Source organism: Halobacillus litoralis (assembly GCF_020524025.1).
Lineage (GTDB): Bacteria > Bacillota > Bacilli > Bacillales > Halobacillaceae > Halobacillus > Halobacillus litoralis_D.
The window spans coordinates 101,878-118,731 of record NZ_JAIVKN010000001.1 but is presented as its reverse complement, the minus strand read 5'-3'; the positions used below and the strand labels follow the sequence as shown (position 1 = coordinate 118,731).

Genomic DNA, 16,854 nt, shown 5'->3' with positions numbered 1-16,854 from the left:
AAAAAGAGAGACTGCACACCAGTCTCTCCCTTCCACCTTATGTTAATTTTTGTTTCACATAACTTTGAATAAACAAATAGCTGAACAAGCTCCCGCTCGTCCACACGAGTACCATTCCAAACCATTCCCACTGCATAAGGAAGAGTAGACCGAACAAAAACGTTTGAAAATACATAATCTGCTGCAGCCATCGAAGCAGCGCTTGTTCTTTCCAATCTCTTTGTAGAGGGTATATATCCATCCATGCGATGGTTCTATGATGATTCCAAAGGGTCATCATTTGAAACGCACTCAAATACAAGAATAATAAAGCAAAAGCTGCTTTTACCCATAGATTTGGTACAAACCAGACAGCCAGGCCTCCAATAGCGATTAAACGAAGGTACATCCCCAGATAATCACTGCTCCGTATAAATGTAATTCTATACAAATAACTGAAGGTTTGATCCTGGCGGTAAGGAACCCTGGAAACTACAGCACTTACCAATCCATGGCGTTTTTTGACTGTATTTTTCAAATGAGGAACATCTGTAAACATATTTGCTATACGATAGAATGTCCTCATTCTCTGCTGGTCCTTTTCCACTAATAAATCCCAGGCAAGACCGGCTTTTTGGTTAGCGATTGTATACGTATATAAAACGAGCCCGACTAATAACACCGTCACAACACCTGCAAAAACCCAGTTCCCTTGAGATAGAAAGTAAAAGATAGCGACGTTTAATAAAAACTTGGCAATTTGATCAAGCAGACGCAAGCGTGGATTCCTTTCCTTTAACATCCACCAGTTGGACACCATATTCCATCCTTTAACAAAGAGGACAACGGCGATCATCATTAAGTAGTACCGGGTTCCCAACTGTGGAAACGTCGCGAAGTACAATGGTCCCAAAGCAGCTGCGACAAGGAAGATCACGTAGAGCTGAACGATGTAACTATAGTATAAACATCGTTTAAAGTATGCTCCGAGTTTATATTCTGCAGGTAACAGAAAAACTAAGTCCGGTTCTTTGAGCAGCGTTCGGACAGGACTGTAACTGGCAAGAAAACCAAAAGCTACCCCCACCACTAATGGGGTTGGAAAACTTTCCGGAAGATCTTGAAGCCACTGTTGGTAATAGTAAGCTAGTGCTGAAATGAAAAATAACATGGCTACGGCAATATGCCCGTTAAAAATGTATTTCAGGTAACGGCTGGTCTCTTTCATATGTTCCGAGAATCGTTTGGTCCAAAATTCCCGCGCATTAATCATCGTGTTCTTCCTTTGTTAACTGCACATAGATATCATCGAGAGATGCCCTTGGTTTTCCAAAAGAATCCCTGAGCTCTTCTAAGGTTCCTTGAGCGCGAATGACACCGTCATGGAGAATTACAAACCGGTCACAATATTTCTCAGCCGTCGCTAAAATGTGAGTCGACATGAGTATTCCCGCCCCTTTCTCCTTCATATCCACCATCATTTGCAGGTAGGATTGAATCCCAAGAGGGTCCAAGCCTACAAACGGTTCGTCAACTATATAGAGTTCAGGTTCAATCAGAAATGCGCACATAATCATCACTTTCTGACGCATACCTTTAGAAAAATGAACCGGGAACCATTTCAATTTCTTTTCTAATCGAAATTCCCGCAGCAGTGGATCCAGCCGTTTTTTAAACACGTCTTCAGGTATGTTATAAGCCATAGCCGTTAAGTGAAGGTGTTCATATAAAGTAAGCTCATCATAAAGGATCGGCATTTCAGGAATGTATCCAAGCTGCTGCCGGTATTCTTCAGGATTTTCTTCAAAGAGGGTGCCATTAATGGCTACCTTTCCTTTTTTCGCCTGCATCATGCCGATGATATGTTTAATCGTTGTACTTTTACCTGCACCGTTCAAGCCGATCAAGCCGACAATTTCTTTTGGCCGTACGTCAAAAGAAATGCCGTGCAGGACGTTTTTATGTGTATAACCCCCATGGAGGTCTTCAATATGTAGTAAAGACTGCATGCGTATCCCTCTTTTCATTAATCTCACATTCTTCATAAATTTTATCATATTTCCAGGTCCGTTACACTCTGCCCGCAGGGTCTATCGTCGAGATTACCTCCAGCTCTATGGTACAATGCTAACAAATAGAAAGGAGTGTCAATCATGACAGAATCATGCATTTTTTGTAAAATTATTGACGGAGAGATTCCTTCAGCAAAAGTTTATGAGGATGATGAGGTGTACGCTTTTTTAGATATCAGTCAAGTCACTAAAGGTCACACACTAGTCATTCCGAAGCAGCATTCGAAAGACATTTACCATACAGATCCTGTAACAGCAGAAAAGCTGTTTTCAAAAGTTCCTAAGATTGCTAATGCTATTAAACAAACATATGCACCAATCGGTTTAAACATCCTAAACAATAATGAAGAATCTGCAGGTCAATCCGTCTTTCATTTACATATCCACCTTATTCCCCGGTATGGAAATGAAGATGGTTTTGATGCTAAATGGGAAGTTCATTCCGATGATTACTCTCCTGAAGAATTACAAACGATTGCTGGAGAAATCAATCAAAATATCTCTAATTAAAGAGACTCTTTGATTTTACCTGCACATACCTGTTATAATACCTTTATATATTCGCACACGGTCATAAGGATACGTGTGGAATATAAAATCAGTTGAGATTAGAATAGTTGAGGAGAGATGTAAAAATGAATACCCGTGTTTTAATTATGTTATCGTTGTTAGTAGGAATAGGTGCCGTTCTTCATGCCGTAGCACCGCCTTTTCTTTTTGGCATGAGACCTGATACCATGCTGCCGATGATGTTTTTAGGGATTATGCTGTTCCCGAAAGCGCCTTATGTTTTGGTTCTGTCACTGGCGACAGGATTTATATCAGCGATGACTACCACAGTTCCAGGCGGGCAGCTTGCCAACATTATTGACAAGCCTTTGACAGCCTTTGCTTTTTTGGGACTCGTTCTATTAACTAAGAAGATTTCTCATCATAAATTCACACTGGCTGCTTTAACAGCGCTGGGTACTATGATTAGTGGAGCTATTTTTATCAGTGTAGCCTTATATGTTATAGGCTTGCTGGAAAGCAGCTTCCTGGCATTATTTATCAGTGTTGTCCTGCCGGCAGCCGCATTCAACGTTTTATTTGTCGGAGTTATGTATCCGATTGCCAGCAAGATTATGAAAAGAACTTCTCTTGCTAAATCTGCAGAAGCAGCGAACATTTAGATTAAACTTACACCAAAGGCACTACATAATCTGTAGTGCCTTTATTTTTAACCGTCTGAATCATTAAGTTTTTTATGTTTTTAAGGTTTCATTCATACATATAAAGAGAAAATAGAAATATAAGAGATGGATTTGAAAGGAGAATGACGGATATGCCAAACGGAAAATCATTAGCCTTAGGTTTTTTAGTGGGGGGAGTTATCGGTGCTGCTTACACATTGATGAACACCCCTTCCTCTGGACGAGATTTCAGGGAAAATGCCAAATTTAAAAGTGAGAATTTAAAAAATACGGTCCTCAGTTTGAAAGAAGAAGGCATTCAGTTGAAAGATCAAATTGCACAAACATCTAAGGAAGGTGCTGAATTAATTAAAGACCTTTCTGAAGATGTCAAAACTTCCATCGAAAGCTGGAAGAAAACGGTTGAGCCCCACCAGAAAAACATCCAGAAATACCTTGAACAAATTGAAGAAAGTTTGAAAGAACTTGAGGAAAAAGCTAAATCTGAACAGCCTGATCACACCACACAGCCAAGTCATGAAGTGATTAAGCATCAATAACCCTTTAAATTCCGCTCCTAATTGAGCGGTTTTTTTATGGCCTGCCCTCTCCTAAACAAGTATATATTAGGACCTGTTTGATAATATATGGACTGCGTTGACCTCTCCAAACACACAAGATCACTCTCATCACAAAAAATACTCCAACAAAAAAGCACAGGCAGATATTATATCTGCCCGTGCCCTTTGAATTATTCTGCTGGTTCTAAATCTTCAATTGAATCAACATCCATATATTTCGGTACAACTAGTCCAACCTTCGCACCTTCAAGGTTTGCACCAAGATCTACAAGATCTTCTTTATGTTGTTCGTATAGGTCACCGTGAGTGCGGGGCAGCCATGCTGCAACCATGCCATCTGCTTCTCCAGAGGCAACAGCTTCCCACATCGTACCATTATCAATTGGTGTAATGGTTACATCAAATCCTTGCTGCTTCATCACTTCAGCAACAACGTTTGTAGAAGCAATCTCAGAGTCCCAGTTTACAAACACAAGATCAAGTTCTGTACCGTCCACTTCTTCTGTTCCTTTTGTCCACTCATCAACTTTATCCTGGTTGTTTTCAATCCAGTTATTCGCTGCCTCTTCTTCACTTACTCCATCAGTGATTTCCAGCATAACTGTCTCCATATCTTCTGTTGTCCAGTTAAACTGATCAAGAATTTTATAAGCATTTGGTTTATCTTCTTCCAGACCTTGACGGGCCATTGTCTTAATTTGCTCTTCGCCGCCAAACAAATCTTTAGGGTCTTCCAAGTACTTCAGATCATATTTAGAAAACTTCCAGTGTGGAGTCCATCCCGTAACGATAATAGGTTCTTCATCTTCGATAGCCTCTCCAAGAGCTGTTGCCATTGCACCGGAAGATGATGGAGCCACTTCCCAGCCGTCAAGGTTCTCATATTCTTCTGTCGCTTTTTGTGCTGTTTTTACTACACCAGCACCAGCTTCTACTCCTGTAATTTCATAGTCCATTTGTTCTCCGTAACTGACTTCATCCTGAGAATCTCCAGATGCTTCATTTCCTTCGTCTGAAGACCCACAACCTGCAGCTATAAGAGTTAATGAAAGTCCTGCGGTCATACCTATACGTTTCCAATTCCAATTAAACATGTAAATCTCTCCCCTATTTTTATTTTTTATAATAAAAGACCATATATAGATCTTTTTTTTGAAAATCTACTATTTATTGCTCACCGCGCTGCGTATTCAGATTTTGTGTGAAGCGGTCAATGATGATAGCTAAGATAACGATACCAAGTCCTGCAACAAAACCGGCACCTACCTCAGCACGCTGCAAGGCAGTAATAACCTCCTGCCCTAAACCTTTTGCACCGATCATGGAAGCAATGACGACCATGGAAAGAGCAAGCATTACCGTTTGGTTAATCCCGGCCATAATGGTTTTCTTCGCCATAGGCAGCTGCACCTTAAACAATTTTTGTGTACCCGTTGTACCGAAGGAATCTGATGCTTCAATTAATTCGTGTGATACTTGACGAATACCAAGGTTTGTAAACCGGACTGTTGGAGGTGCTGCAAAAATAACAGAAGCGAATACACCTGGTACCATTCCGATACCGAAAAAGGCGACAGCCGGAATTAAGTATACAAATGCCGGCATCGTTTGCATAAAGTCCAGAATCGGGGTAATGATTTTTTCAACTGTTTTACTTTTCGCCATCCATATACCAAAAGGAACTCCAATAATGACTGAAATCAGACTAGCGAAAATAACCAAAGTGAACGTGTTCATCAGCTCTTCCCACAGTTCCTGGTTTGCTATAAACCATAGCCCGATAACAGAGAATGCTGTCAAACCAAGTCTTTTTCCTGAAACGAAAAAGGCAAGCACACCGATTAAAATAATGAACACCCAGGTAGGTATTCCCATCAGCCATCCTTCAGCAACCATTTCAATAAAGTCACCAAAGTCATTTTTAATAAAATCAAATAAGAATCCAAATGTATCCGTAATCAAGTCTGTAGCGTCAGAAATCCATTGGGCTACAGGTACTTTAGGAATCAAACCCATTTAAATTCACCTCACTTCCAGCTAATGCCGCAATGACGGCTCCTCTAACAATAATGCCCGCTAATTTCCCGTCATTTATGACCGCAACAGGGACTGGTGCATCGTGAATGATTTCAAAAATCTCCTGCATTGGTGTCTCAGGGTTGACTTTAGGAACATCCGTCCTAAGAATCCCGTGCAAGTCTTTCTTGTCTTGTTTAGCAGCTTCAGAAACATCATCTGCCGTTACATAACCTTGGAGATTTCTTTTTACATCTGTCACATAAATGGTGGAAAGTCCCTCTTTACGCATACGTTCTAATGCGCTTCTTGGACCGTGCTTATCAATATCAACGGTTTCTGGACGTTTCATAATGTGTTCAGCTGTCAAGACTTTAGATCGATCTACGTCCTCAACGAATTTCTCTACATATTCGTTAGCAGGGTTCACTAAAATCTCCTCAGGTGTACCCACCTGTACAATTCGTCCATCTTTCATCAATGCGATTCGATCGCCTATACGCAGCGCCTCATCTAAATCGTGGGTGATGAATAAAATGGTTTTCTTCATTGTTTCCTGCAGTTCAAGAAGTTCATCCTGCATTTCTTTCCGAATCAATGGATCAAGAGCCGAAAAGGCTTCATCCATAAGGAGAACTTCCGGGTCATTAGCAAGCGCACGTGCTAAGCCAACACGCTGCTGCATCCCTCCGGATAGCTGACCAGGATACTGATGGATATATCCACCCAGACCAACAAGTTCTAATGAGTTTTGTGCTTTCTTCTGTCTTTCACTTTTATCGATCCCTTGTACTTCAAGTCCGAATTCTGCATTTTCCAAAACTGTACGGTGTGGAAAAAGACCAAAACGTTGGAATACCATGCTCAATTTTTCACGTCTGACGTCGCGAAGATCTTTTTTGTCCATTTTCGCCAGGTCCTGCCCATCGATATAGACACTTCCTTCTGTAGGTTCGATCAAGCGGTTAATCAAACGAACCAAAGTTGATTTCCCACTTCCTGACAACCCCATGATGACAAAGATTTCTCCTTCTTCTACGTCAAAGGATGCGCGGTTAACCCCGACAGTATTACCTGTCTTTTTCAAAATATCTTCTTTCAATAATCCATCATCTAAGTATTTGGTAGCTTTCTTTGCATTCTTTCCAAATATTTTAGACAAGTTCTCCACCTGTATGATCGGCACGTAACTCACCTCGTCTTTTACTATTTTTATGGAATGTTGATAGCTTCTTAATTTCGTACGCAACAATCACCTTACATAATGTAACCTATTTGAAACATAAAGTTCAAACGATAAATTCTTGTAAATAAGAACAAAAAATACGTACAGAATAAACTGTACGATATTAATCAGTTTAATTGATTACATTTACTCTAATATGCTTTGAATTTCTCCCTTTTTTAAAATTTTCAATCGTTTGGAAAATGTAGTAATCTAACTATAGAAACTTTCGAAGGAGGATCTCATGGTATTAATAGACCACCATTCAATAGAAGACATCCAAACAAAAGTCATTCACGAATTTTCTAAAACCTTGAATATATTTGGCCTTTCCACTGCAGATTCGCACCTGTTTGTTACCCTCTATCTCCACAAGTCACCGATGACATTAGACGAAATGAGTAACGCTCTTGGAAAGAGCAAAACGTCTATGAGCACCGGGATTCGTAGTTTATTAGAGCAAGGTCTCGTTGAACGTGTTTGGAAAAAAGGGGTTCGAAAGGATCTCTACCAGGCAAATGAGAACTTATATAAAAACTTGATGTCCTCATATATTCATAAATGCAGATTAGCAGCAGGCGAGCAAAAAAGCTCATTGATGAAAATGGAGAATGAGTTGTCATCTAGTTCCAAGGACGGTTTAAACGAAGAATACTTAAATAGAGTCGATGACTTATACGGAAGAATGCAGGATATGATTAAATTTCATGAATGGATTGAGGAAACTTTTCACACTTTAAAAACGAATCGCTCTTTTTCTGATGAATAAAATACCGGGCATTTAGAATGCTCGGTATTCTTCTATTCTAATCAGCACATTATATCTTGAATTTTCATGAAGGTTTTATATTATAATAGAGAGGAAATATACTCATATGGACTAACACATTAGTTCTTTCCTATTTAAGGCAGATTTGTCATAATAAATAGTAAGAAAATACCTAAAGAAGGTGAAATTGAATGAAGGATAAGATCACAAAGCGGGAAGCTATTTTTTATAGTCACAAAATGGCTCAGTTGTCTAAGGCGCTTTGGAAAGCCATCGAGAAGGATTGGCAGGATTGGATCAAACCTTTTCAGTTGAACATCAATGAACACCATATTTTATGGATCGCTTATCATTTAAAAGGTGCCAGTATTTCGGAAATCTCAAAATATGGGGTCATGCACGTCTCAACTGCCTTCAACTTCTCTAAGAAAATGGAGGAACGGGGTCTTCTTCAGTTTTCTAAACGTGAGAATGACAAAAGGAACACTTATGTAGAATTGACTCCTGAAGGAATTCACTTGTTAGAAGCGACACTAAACGAATATCAGCCTGAAGATAATTCTGTCCTCAGGGGTGTGATGCCGATGACAGAAATGTATGGGAAATTACCCGAGTTTTTGGACTTATCTGCTCTTATTAAAGAGATTTACGGTGAAGAATATATGGAAATTCTAGAGCGTTCCCTGGAAAACATTGAAGAAGAGCCTATGGTTAATCAGCCAACAGACATTGAAGATTATAAGAAAAAGTCCAGGTCTTCCTAGTGGCTCCACAATAATAGAACTATCCTTAGACTTAAAAAAACCCTTTCCTCGAATAATTTCGGGAAAGGGTTTTTATATGTATTTCATTAATATCTTCACAAGATCGACGTATAGTCCTTCCTCATACATTGCCTTCAAGGATTCGTTTACAGGCATTTTAAAGCATAACATCCCTGCATAGTGTATCAATAAAGAGGAATGATCCATTAGTCCGTCATTCACATCTTCATAATATTTACAGGACAGTAAATCCAACAGCTCCAGGGTCTCCTCATATTCCTTTTCAGTCAAATTATAATCAATAACCATTTTCGTAAATGGGTACTTCTGCATATCCTTTACATTCAGCAACAAATTCAGTTGAAATGAAAAGGTTTCACAAGGATTTTCTCTCTTCACAACATTCCCTCCAAACCCCGATTTCACCCTTGCCACAGCAAGGTTTTCAACTCCTTCAAAATGAAGATCAAAAAACAAGTATTTTTTTTACAGAAAACCTATTGCTTTTTATCTCTAAACATACTATTATTCGTCTTGTGCTACACATACGAATCATCAATCATACTCTTATCATATCGATAATTATTATAAAATCACAGTATTTTTTGTAGTAAGGGGGGATTCTTATGATGAACTGCTGGAAATCAGTGAACATCAATAAAGAATTCGGTCTGAATCGTGTTTATATCATGTCTTTTCTTACAGGATTGTTATCTTTTTTAATCTTGTATCTGCCGATCTCTATGATTCACGGGACACATCACATGAATGATCACGGATTCATACCATTATTGGTTATTTTATTCTTTCTGCCATCTATGCACCGTCTTATGCATATGCTTCCCTTGATGTTGTGCTATAAACGACTTCGTGTGAATTTCAAGTTCAGAAAAAGGTTCGTTCCTACGTTCACTTATCAATGTAAAACAAGATTATCTAAGAAGACATCAATCATGATGGCATTAGCGCCGACGGTATTGATTACATTTCCAACATTAATCATGAGTTATGTCTTCCCTCACTATTTTGCCTATCTTGTTCTCTTTGCATCTGTGAACATCGGCCTTTCATTTTCTGATTTCTTATATTTAAACTACTTTGCAAAAGCACCGAAGAAATGCCTGATTGAAAATGCTAAAGAAGGCTATGATATTCTAATTCATCAACCGAAAGCGTAGCTATTGTACAGCGGTCATCTAAATAGATGACCGCTGTTTTTCTTATAAGTCGTATGTTTTTTCTGTTCAATTTTGTTAAACTTTGATAGAGTAGTTTCATAGGGAATAAAGGAGGTTCTTCACTATGGCAATTGGATTCAGCTTGTATGCGCTCGTCATTTTATTTGTGTTTAATTCACTCACACATTCCTTATGCTTGAAAACGAAAATGTCGACCGAAAAACAAACTCGCGTCTTCCGAACAATAAATGTTCTTATTACGATTTTACTAATATCATCCTATGTGGAAGTCCTTAATACACTTTAAGATCAACAGGCCGGTGAACGTAGTTCATAACGGCCTGTTTTTATATTTCAGGTTTTCCCCAAACCTTTACCTCTTTTATCTGCAAGCCCTTGTCTAAGAGGCTTTTAAGGGCCTGCCCCCTGCCATAGGAATTGTATGATTTCAAGTGCTTCAGAAGGTAGGTCGGGAAGACCGCTGTGCGGGAGGAAAGTGATCGGTGAAACCACCGAGGAAAAGGCTGAGCACAGGCCCTTGGAGAGCGCACCTTATCTCGAAGGACCTTCATCTTAATGAGATATTTCTAAATCAAGGCCCCATAAAAACGGTATCTTCATGGGAGATCTTTAATTTTAAAAGAACGGTATAGAATATAAGAGGTAAAATGTGTTATATTTACTCATAGGCTGTTCAACAAACTCTACGTCACGAAAAAATCACAATAAGTTTTAGGAGTGTCAGATTATGAAAAAAGTAGCCATCACTGCTGCTCTAGCAGCGAGCGTATTCACCTTATCTGCTTGTTCATCAAACGCGGATGATTCTGAAGTTGTTGTAGAAACAAGCGGTGGAGAGATTACCAAAGAAGAATTTTATCAAGAATTGAAAAGTCAAAACGGTGAACAGGTTCTTCAGAGCCTTGTGATGAAAGAGGTTCTTTCTAACAAATATGAAGTATCTGACGAAGCAGTTAATAAAGAACTAGAGACTTTAAAAGAGCAATATGGTGACCAATTTGAAATGGTGCTTCAACAGAGTGGTTTCTCTGACGAAGATGAATTTAAAGAGACGATTCGCTTAAGCCTTCTACAAGAAAAAGCAGCTTCTGAAGGTATAGAAATTTCCGAAGAAGAAATGAAACAATACTATGAGCGTATGAAAACAGAAGTAAAAGCCAGTCATATTCTTGTAAAAGATGAAAAAACGGCTGAAGAAGTTAAACAAAAGCTTGAAGATGGTGCTGATTTCGCTGAACTTGCCAAGGAATACTCAACAGATGGATCAGCTGAAAAAGGCGGCGATCTTGGTTGGTTCGGTCCTGGAGACATGGTAGCGGAATTTGAAGAAGTAGCCTATGACCTTGAACCAGGTAAAGTAAGCGAGCCTGTTCAAACAGAATTTGGTTACCACATCATTAAAGTAACTGAGAAACGCGACAAAGAAGATATTGGTTCTTATGAAGATAAGAAGGATGAAATTAAACGGACATTAGTAAATCAGCAGGTTGATCAAACAGAATTACAGAAAAAAATGGATCAAATGCTGAAAGATGCTGAGGTTGATGTGAAAATTGATGAGTATAAAGATCTCTTTGAAACTCAATCAGCAGAAGAAGAAGCTCCCGCTGAAGAGGATAAAAAAGAAGAATAATTCAGCATACAAAAGCCAGGTGAGAAATCACCTGGCTTTTACTCTGACATCATGGTTGTTTTTTCACGCCGTTCCTTTTCCTGTTCCATTCTTTTTAAATACACTTGCCCCTCACGCTCAATATACTCCTGCTCAAGCGTATGTTCAGCTTTCATCGCACGAAAAGCCATATAGCCGCTGACAAATATAAATACAATACATAAAAACACCCATATTGGAAGTCCAAATAACATGATCGAATCCTCCCCGCTCTTTTAAAACTAGTTTATGAGGGGGATCATCAAAATATGAACAAGCTGTCTAAACATCAGAATTGCGCATGTATTAATGTGCATCACATTAATAAACTCCCTCTTTTCTAACACCTTCAAGTAATGCTTAAAAACAATCCACTTTTCTCAGCAAAGATCTCCGCTTCATGCCCATAACTATCCCTTTTTTTCCTTTGACATTCTTAAGTATCATAATAAGGACATATGCTGTTTCTTGTATTTATATAGACGTCCACCATTATGAAACAAAAAAACTGCCCCTCTTTCCAGACGTTTAACGTACAAAGTTAAACATGCCGGAAAGCAGGGAACAGTTTTTACTTTTTATTTTGATCTATTTTTGGGACATATTGAAAGATTTCACCAGACTCTACAACATGTATAAATTTCATTAACCAGCGATAATAATTTTGAGCGTATTCCAAACGGTCAATATCCATCGTGATTTTTTCCTTCAACTGTTCATCTGATGTACTATCTTTTATTCCCTGCAGCTCTTGAATGGCTTCGTCCGCTTCCTCAATATTCGTTTCCGTGTGGTGTCTCCAACGGCTTCCGAATAAAGAAGTGAAAGATTTATACCAGTCTTCTTCTGATTTATATAGATCTTTGCGGACACCTTTTTTAAAGGAAGGTTCCACCATTTTCATGTCAGATAAAGCACGTACACCCGTAGACATACTTGTCTTACTCATCTCCAATGCCTCTCTCATATCATCAAGAGTCATCGGGTCTTGAGAGAAGTAAAGTACTCCGTACAATCGACCGATGGAAGGAGTAACGCCATACAAATTCATGTTCTTAGCAATCACCTGAATGAATTGTTCAATTGTATCTTCATATTTAGCCCAGTCTTTATTGTTTGTTTCTGGCAATGGAAACCCTCCATTTGCTTAATACTCAAGTAATCTTAAAACATTTTATCATTAAAGTTCACATATTGCGAACTAAACCTGCATTTTATTGAAGACGCAGAACATTTGGAGATTGAAAGGACTTCTGTAAATCGCTTCTCCATGTAAAAATAATCATTTGATGCTCCACTGACAATTCTTCTAGAATCTGTACCATCGCTTGTAAACGTACAGAATCAAAATGTACAAAAGCATCATCCACTAAAAATGGTAGACGAAGTGTCTCAGCCATCGTTACACCTAAGGCGAGTCGAATGGAAATGTATAACTGGTCCCTTGTCCCTCTTGAGAGTTCATCAAGTGTATAAACTAAACCGTTCTTGTGCTTGATTTTGAGGTGTTCCAATCCTTCTGGAAAATGGATATGAATGTACTGCCCCTCTGTCAATTTTGTAAAATACTCTTCGGCCGTTTCCAGCACTTTTGGCAGGTACTTTTCCTTGTATGTTTGTTTTGTCTCTTTTAAGGATTGCAAAGCTACTTGATAGGCGGCCCATTCCTTAGCCTGAGAGCGTAATTTATCTTTTTCCAAATGAAAAAGATGGGTGATTCGAGACCGTTCATCAGAATTCTCCATTTGTTTCACAGCACTATGAATATCAGCTAGTTTTTGCTGTGCTTCTGATTTCTGCTCTTCCAACTGCTGTTTATCCTGCTTACAACGTTCTATCCATGACTGCAGTTCACTCTCTTCAGGCACTTTATCCTGAACCATAAGGTCATCCTGCTCGTCACCTGACAGCATTCCCTCAAATTGTCTTTCAAGTTCTGCTTTCTGATGAATTCTTTGTTCCTGCTTTTGCTTTAGAGCTGATCTCTCAAAAAACTTCTGCTCCGTTAAAACGGACGCTTCGTTATAAAGCTGATCTCTCTGTTTCTCAAACGTTTGCAGTTTAAATTCTGTTTCTTTCAACCGTTTTCTAACACTCTCCACTGTTGTCTTTTTCTGTCGAAGTTGTTCTTGTTTAGCGAGCTGTTGGTTTTTCCACTCTTCTAAAAGCTGCCACTGACGATTCATGTGTTCCTCATTAAATTCCCAGTCCAACCGATGATAAAACGCTTGAAGCTTTTCTTTAATTTCCTTTTCTTTAGCCGTGTATTTTTTTATATCTTCTACTTGATTAAGGTATCCCCGTCTCTTTTCACGAGTTTGGCTTAAGAGATGAAACAGCTTTTCCCAATGTTGTACATCTAAGGCTGCCAAAAAAGGGTAATGACTCACCTGTTCATCCTTTAGTGCAGATAATCTTTTTTCTCTTTGTTGAAGATTATTTCTTTTTTCATTAAGCCTTATGTCCTCTTGATTCAATTGCTTCCATTGCTCATGTAAATGTTTTAACTCTGTTTGATGGGCTTCATACTGCTGTATCTGCCTTCTGGCTTCTTCCACTTCATGATCTGTGTAATCATCTCCATACGAGTCATTATGGCGTTTTTGTATCTTCCTATGGATTTGATATGCATAGTAAGCAAATCCAGTACCTGTCAGAAGCATAATGAACAGTAGTTCCATTCCGCTCCCTAACCATTGCAAGAACCCTCCAATTACCACGCTGCAAAAGGCGGCTGTAGAAGCACCTAACCGCTGTTTTTTCATCCTAACCTGGGATGTTTGATCGTCTGATGAAGATCCGGCTGTTTCGTAAACCCCCTGCAGTTTGTTTTTATAAGTCTTTATTTTTTCATTACTGATCTGTGCTTTTTCTATGGATGATTTATTATTTTTTATCCGCTTAAATTCTCGATCCATATCTTCTTCCTGTTCTTTCAGGAATTGTTGTTCTTGCTCGATTTTTTCTGTTTCTTTTTTTATGTCACGCCATGTCTCTTCTATATAGAATGGAAGAGGATACTCATCCAGTTCCCCTTCGTCCAGAGACACATCCATATAACTCAAATCTTTCTGAACCTGTTCCCTTAAACGCTCAGACTGCCGTAAGGAGCTTTCGTACTCATACACAGTCTGTTCATACTCTGGACGTACATTTAAAAGTGATTGAGCTTCTTCAAGCAGTTGAGGGCTGCCAATGGGACCAAGCTCATCTATTGACTGATGAAGCTCTTCAAGATCAGATGTGAGCAGCTGCTTTTCAGATTCCAGAGGTAAAATATGCTCTTTTAAATGCTGATACCTTTCCACGCCTGAATCTGGAAAATGAATGATATCCTCGTCTGCAAGTTCGCGTACAGTTTGATGATATTGAATAAGAAGGGGGCGAGCCTTTAGGATCTGCTGCGCTCGGTAGAGATCGTTGGTTCTCTGCTTCCACTCTTCCTCTAATCGATTAATTTGATGATGAATCTCCTGTTTTTCTTTTTGGAGTTTTTGGTAATGATCTTCCTCATTCTCAACCGAGCGAATTTTCTGGTGCAGCCGCTCTACTATTTGAAGCTGTTCATTAATCTCTGGTTTTTTCCCTCTGGGTTTAAACCTGTCCTCCACCTGTTTCTCCAACCACTTTTCTGTTCGATAAATATGATCCGACCCAGTTAAACCAACATTTAAAAGTGTTTCGCCCAGCTTATCTCCAGAGAGATTGTTCAGCTTTGTCAGGTCTTCTGAATTAAAACTGAAAATGGACGCATACTCATTTCTCTTCGTCCCTCCCAAAATGTTCTCCAGCCATTTCTCCCCATACACTTTTCCTGAAGAAGTCCGGCAGACAGCCTTTCCCTGGTTTCGGTCGTATATCCGTTCAACCCAAACTGAACCATGTTCCTGTGTCTGCAAAAGGAGCTGCCCCCCGAGGGTTCCTCCTTTTTTGGGAAAATAGATCTCTCTTTGTTTTGGTGGCAGATCAAATAATATGTATAAAAGAAATTGGTACAGCGTTGATTTCCCTGCTTCGTTTTTACCTGTCACAAGATTTGGGTGAAGAGTATGTAAAGGGGTATGATAATCCCTCCATTTTCCAAAGCCAAAGATTTTTATCTCTTCAATTCTCATTGCTTTCTCCCTCCTCCCCTAACAAACTTTCGACAGTCAAAGATTTCGCTTCCTCTATCACTTCTTTCCTCTCTGCTTCTGATAGAACATCTACATATTTTGATAGTTTTCGATGAGCATACAACGGCGCCAGCCACTCATTCATCACTGACTCCTTTGTTTCATTCAAGTGTTTTAAAAACTCTCCTGAGAAATGATGGCTCTTGACCAATTCCCCCTCACTCCACGAAGGACGATCTTCAATTTTCACCTCTTCAATCCATATCCATTCATTACTCCCTAAATCCTCAGCTTCATTTAAAACATCCGTCCACTCTTGTATGATACCGGATCCCCACCACTCTCTTAAAAAACCTTCTGAAGAAGAAAGAGTGACTGTAAGCATGACAGGCGTATTCAACAGTGACGCTCTCCGCTTAGCCTCTTCTAACACCTGTTCTATCTCAGATACATCTTTCAGTTGGTCACTATGGATGAGTTCATGTTCATAAGTGAAGCTGTGCAGCGGGTGAAAAGTCCGCAGCAGGCCTTCCTTGTGCTCTTCAACTAAATAGACTCCTTTGCCGCCCAGCTCTTTTCTCGATCGTCCCTGAATATTCCCTGGATAAACGACGGGAGGGTCTTCAGACAGCACCTGCCTTTTGTGAATATGACCAAGGGCCCAATAATCCATTCCAAGGCTTTTCAATTCCCCAAGCGAAAAAGGCGCATAGACGTCATGATCTGTATTCGTTTCTATACTGCCATGAAGCATGGCAATATGAAGATCCGCTCCTTCTGTTTTTCTATATTCTGTGGCTTTCCTCTCTCGAACCTCTCGCTTTTCATAACTGAACCCGTATACATGAGCCCGTGTTTCTCCTTCTCTGACATAAGGAAAATAAGCAACATCATGCGTGAGGAACACATGGACGTTTTCCGGGAATTCGATAGGATACTTTGATCCCTTTATATAATCATGATTCCCGTAACTTAAATACACTTGAATATCCTGTTCGTTCAATCGCTCAAACCCGCGGCGGAGATGTACCTGGGCTTTCAAACTGCGTATTTCTTCATTATATAAATCTCCTGAAATTAAAAGAAAATCCACCTTTTGATCTATACATAAATCTATAAGCCTCTCAAACGCTTCAAACGTACTGGCCCTAAGTTTTTCCAGAAGCATTTCAGGCAGATTCCCTTTCGTTTTAAAAAGACTATCTATATGTAAATCGGCGCTATGGATAAATCGAATTGGTTTTACCATTCCATCCGCCTCCTTTTACCTGTTTTACTCTATTTTATCAAAGCCCGACACCGAATGCACGT

Annotated in this window: 18 protein-coding genes; 8 read left to right on the top strand and 10 right to left on the bottom strand. The window is 39.4% G+C overall.

Going from position 1 to position 16,854, the window contains the following annotated elements; all coding sequences use genetic code 11:
• Positions 1 to 37 precede the first annotated feature (37 nt).
• Positions 38 to 1,252: an ABC transporter permease gene (locus LC036_RS00675; RefSeq protein WP_226576749.1), complete on the bottom strand. Its 1,215-nt coding sequence runs from the start codon at positions 1,250 to 1,252 to the stop codon at positions 38 to 40.
• Positions 1,245 to 1,988, bottom strand: coding sequence for an ABC transporter ATP-binding protein (locus LC036_RS00670; protein WP_226579914.1), 744 nt, complete (start codon positions 1,986 to 1,988; stop codon positions 1,245 to 1,247). Before LC036_RS00670 ends, LC036_RS00675 begins: the two co-directional genes overlap by 8 nt.
• A gap of 144 nt (positions 1,989 to 2,132) precedes the next feature.
• Between LC036_RS00670 and LC036_RS00665 the strand changes: the two genes are divergently transcribed.
• The 3 genes from LC036_RS00665 to LC036_RS00655 all read left to right on the top strand — a co-directional run bounded on the left by LC036_RS00665 (position 2,133) and on the right by LC036_RS00655 (position 3,783).
• On the top strand, positions 2,133 to 2,561 hold the full coding sequence (locus LC036_RS00665; RefSeq protein ID WP_226576746.1) for an HIT family protein: 429 nt from the start codon (positions 2,133 to 2,135) through the stop codon (positions 2,559 to 2,561).
• Positions 2,562 to 2,686: 125 nt separating this feature from the next.
• Positions 2,687 to 3,223: a tryptophan transporter gene (locus tag LC036_RS00660; protein ID WP_226576744.1), complete on the top strand. Its 537-nt coding sequence runs from the start codon at positions 2,687 to 2,689 to the stop codon at positions 3,221 to 3,223.
• Positions 3,224 to 3,375: 152 nt separating this feature from the next.
• Complete coding sequence (locus LC036_RS00655; protein ID WP_226576741.1) at positions 3,376 to 3,783, top strand: YtxH domain-containing protein; 408 nt, start codon at positions 3,376 to 3,378, stop codon at positions 3,781 to 3,783.
• A gap of 191 nt (positions 3,784 to 3,974) precedes the next feature.
• Here LC036_RS00655 and LC036_RS00650 read toward each other — a convergent pair whose 3' ends face one another.
• From LC036_RS00650 to LC036_RS00640, 3 genes are all read right to left on the bottom strand, one after another.
• On the bottom strand, positions 3,975 to 4,898 hold the full coding sequence (locus LC036_RS00650; RefSeq protein ID WP_226576738.1) for a glycine betaine ABC transporter substrate-binding protein: 924 nt from the start codon (positions 4,896 to 4,898) through the stop codon (positions 3,975 to 3,977).
• Between the two features lie 73 nt (positions 4,899 to 4,971).
• Positions 4,972 to 5,820 carry an ABC transporter permease gene (locus LC036_RS00645; protein ID WP_226576735.1) on the bottom strand — a complete coding sequence of 283 codons (849 nt, stop codon included), beginning with the start codon at positions 5,818 to 5,820 and terminating at the stop codon, positions 4,972 to 4,974.
• Entirely contained in the window at positions 5,804 to 7,006 is a 1,203-nt protein-coding gene (locus LC036_RS00640) for a quaternary amine ABC transporter ATP-binding protein (protein WP_226576732.1), read from the bottom strand. The genes LC036_RS00645 and LC036_RS00640 overlap by 17 nt, the downstream gene beginning before the upstream one ends.
• A 283-nt stretch (positions 7,007 to 7,289) precedes the next feature.
• Here LC036_RS00640 and LC036_RS00635 point away from each other — a divergent pair, with 283 nt between their 5' ends.
• Both LC036_RS00635 and LC036_RS00630 read left to right on the top strand, forming a co-directional pair.
• Positions 7,290 to 7,814, top strand: a complete 525-nt coding sequence (locus LC036_RS00635; RefSeq protein ID WP_226576729.1) for a GbsR/MarR family transcriptional regulator — start codon at positions 7,290 to 7,292, stop codon at positions 7,812 to 7,814.
• A gap of 191 nt (positions 7,815 to 8,005) precedes the next feature.
• Positions 8,006 to 8,578 (top strand): HTH-type transcriptional regulator Hpr, encoded by a 573-nt coding sequence (locus tag LC036_RS00630; protein ID WP_226576726.1) that lies wholly within the window; start codon positions 8,006 to 8,008, stop codon positions 8,576 to 8,578.
• Between the two features lie 72 nt (positions 8,579 to 8,650).
• On the opposite strand, the gene LC036_RS00625 is transcribed toward LC036_RS00630, so the two are convergent.
• The gene (locus tag LC036_RS00625; protein WP_226576722.1) at positions 8,651 to 8,977 is read right to left on the bottom strand and encodes a DUF1878 family protein; all 327 of its coding nucleotides are present in this window, start codon (positions 8,975 to 8,977) and stop codon (positions 8,651 to 8,653) included.
• 227 nt (positions 8,978 to 9,204) lie between these two features.
• Here LC036_RS00625 and LC036_RS00620 point away from each other — a divergent pair, with 227 nt between their 5' ends.
• From LC036_RS00620 to LC036_RS00610, 3 genes are all read left to right on the top strand, one after another.
• Positions 9,205 to 9,756, top strand: a complete 552-nt coding sequence (locus tag LC036_RS00620) for a DUF3267 domain-containing protein (RefSeq protein ID WP_226576719.1) — start codon at positions 9,205 to 9,207, stop codon at positions 9,754 to 9,756.
• 124 nt (positions 9,757 to 9,880) lie between these two features.
• Positions 9,881 to 10,063 (top strand): hypothetical protein, encoded by a 183-nt coding sequence (locus tag LC036_RS00615; protein WP_226576716.1) that lies wholly within the window; start codon positions 9,881 to 9,883, stop codon positions 10,061 to 10,063.
• Positions 10,064 to 10,504: 441 nt separating this feature from the next.
• Complete coding sequence (locus LC036_RS00610) at positions 10,505 to 11,410, top strand: peptidylprolyl isomerase (RefSeq protein ID WP_226576714.1); 906 nt, start codon at positions 10,505 to 10,507, stop codon at positions 11,408 to 11,410.
• Positions 11,411 to 11,448: 38 nt separating this feature from the next.
• Here the strand turns inward: LC036_RS00610 and LC036_RS00605 are convergent, their stop codons facing one another.
• From LC036_RS00605 to LC036_RS00590, 4 genes are all read right to left on the bottom strand, one after another.
• Entirely contained in the window at positions 11,449 to 11,643 is a 195-nt protein-coding gene (locus tag LC036_RS00605; protein WP_226576709.1) for a sporulation YhaL family protein, read from the bottom strand.
• A gap of 356 nt (positions 11,644 to 11,999) precedes the next feature.
• Positions 12,000 to 12,557: a GbsR/MarR family transcriptional regulator gene (locus LC036_RS00600; protein WP_226576706.1), complete on the bottom strand. Its 558-nt coding sequence runs from the start codon at positions 12,555 to 12,557 to the stop codon at positions 12,000 to 12,002.
• A gap of 85 nt (positions 12,558 to 12,642) precedes the next feature.
• The gene (locus LC036_RS00595) at positions 12,643 to 15,543 is read right to left on the bottom strand and encodes an ATP-binding protein (protein ID WP_226576703.1); all 2,901 of its coding nucleotides are present in this window, start codon (positions 15,541 to 15,543) and stop codon (positions 12,643 to 12,645) included.
• Positions 15,533 to 16,792 carry a metallophosphoesterase family protein gene (locus LC036_RS00590; protein ID WP_226576700.1) on the bottom strand — a complete coding sequence of 420 codons (1,260 nt, stop codon included), beginning with the start codon at positions 16,790 to 16,792 and terminating at the stop codon, positions 15,533 to 15,535. Before LC036_RS00590 ends, LC036_RS00595 begins: the two co-directional genes overlap by 11 nt.
• Between the last annotated feature and the right edge of the window lie 62 nt (positions 16,793 to 16,854).

Coding starts and splice junctions, on each gene's coding strand:
- LC036_RS00675 (WP_226576749.1), bottom strand. CDS start 1,252: ATGATTAATGCGCGGGAATTTTGGACCAAACGATTCTCGGAACATATG.
- LC036_RS00670 (WP_226579914.1), bottom strand. CDS start 1,988: ATGCAGTCTTTACTACATATTGAAGACCTCCATGGGGGTTATACACAT.
- LC036_RS00665 (WP_226576746.1), top strand. CDS start 2,133: ATGACAGAATCATGCATTTTTTGTAAAATTATTGACGGAGAGATTCCT.
- LC036_RS00660 (WP_226576744.1), top strand. CDS start 2,687: ATGAATACCCGTGTTTTAATTATGTTATCGTTGTTAGTAGGAATAGGT.
- LC036_RS00655 (WP_226576741.1), top strand. CDS start 3,376: ATGCCAAACGGAAAATCATTAGCCTTAGGTTTTTTAGTGGGGGGAGTT.
- LC036_RS00650 (WP_226576738.1), bottom strand. CDS start 4,898: ATGTTTAATTGGAATTGGAAACGTATAGGTATGACCGCAGGACTTTCA.
- LC036_RS00645 (WP_226576735.1), bottom strand. CDS start 5,820: ATGGGTTTGATTCCTAAAGTACCTGTAGCCCAATGGATTTCTGACGCT.
- LC036_RS00635 (WP_226576729.1), top strand. CDS start 7,290: ATGGTATTAATAGACCACCATTCAATAGAAGACATCCAAACAAAAGTC.
- LC036_RS00630 (WP_226576726.1), top strand. CDS start 8,006: ATGAAGGATAAGATCACAAAGCGGGAAGCTATTTTTTATAGTCACAAA.
- LC036_RS00620 (WP_226576719.1), top strand. CDS start 9,205: ATGATGAACTGCTGGAAATCAGTGAACATCAATAAAGAATTCGGTCTG.
- LC036_RS00615 (WP_226576716.1), top strand. CDS start 9,881: ATGGCAATTGGATTCAGCTTGTATGCGCTCGTCATTTTATTTGTGTTT.
- LC036_RS00610 (WP_226576714.1), top strand. CDS start 10,505: ATGAAAAAAGTAGCCATCACTGCTGCTCTAGCAGCGAGCGTATTCACC.
- LC036_RS00605 (WP_226576709.1), bottom strand. CDS start 11,643: ATGTTATTTGGACTTCCAATATGGGTGTTTTTATGTATTGTATTTATA.
- LC036_RS00595 (WP_226576703.1), bottom strand. CDS start 15,543: ATGAGAATTGAAGAGATAAAAATCTTTGGCTTTGGAAAATGGAGGGAT.
- LC036_RS00590 (WP_226576700.1), bottom strand. CDS start 16,792: ATGGTAAAACCAATTCGATTTATCCATAGCGCCGATTTACATATAGAT.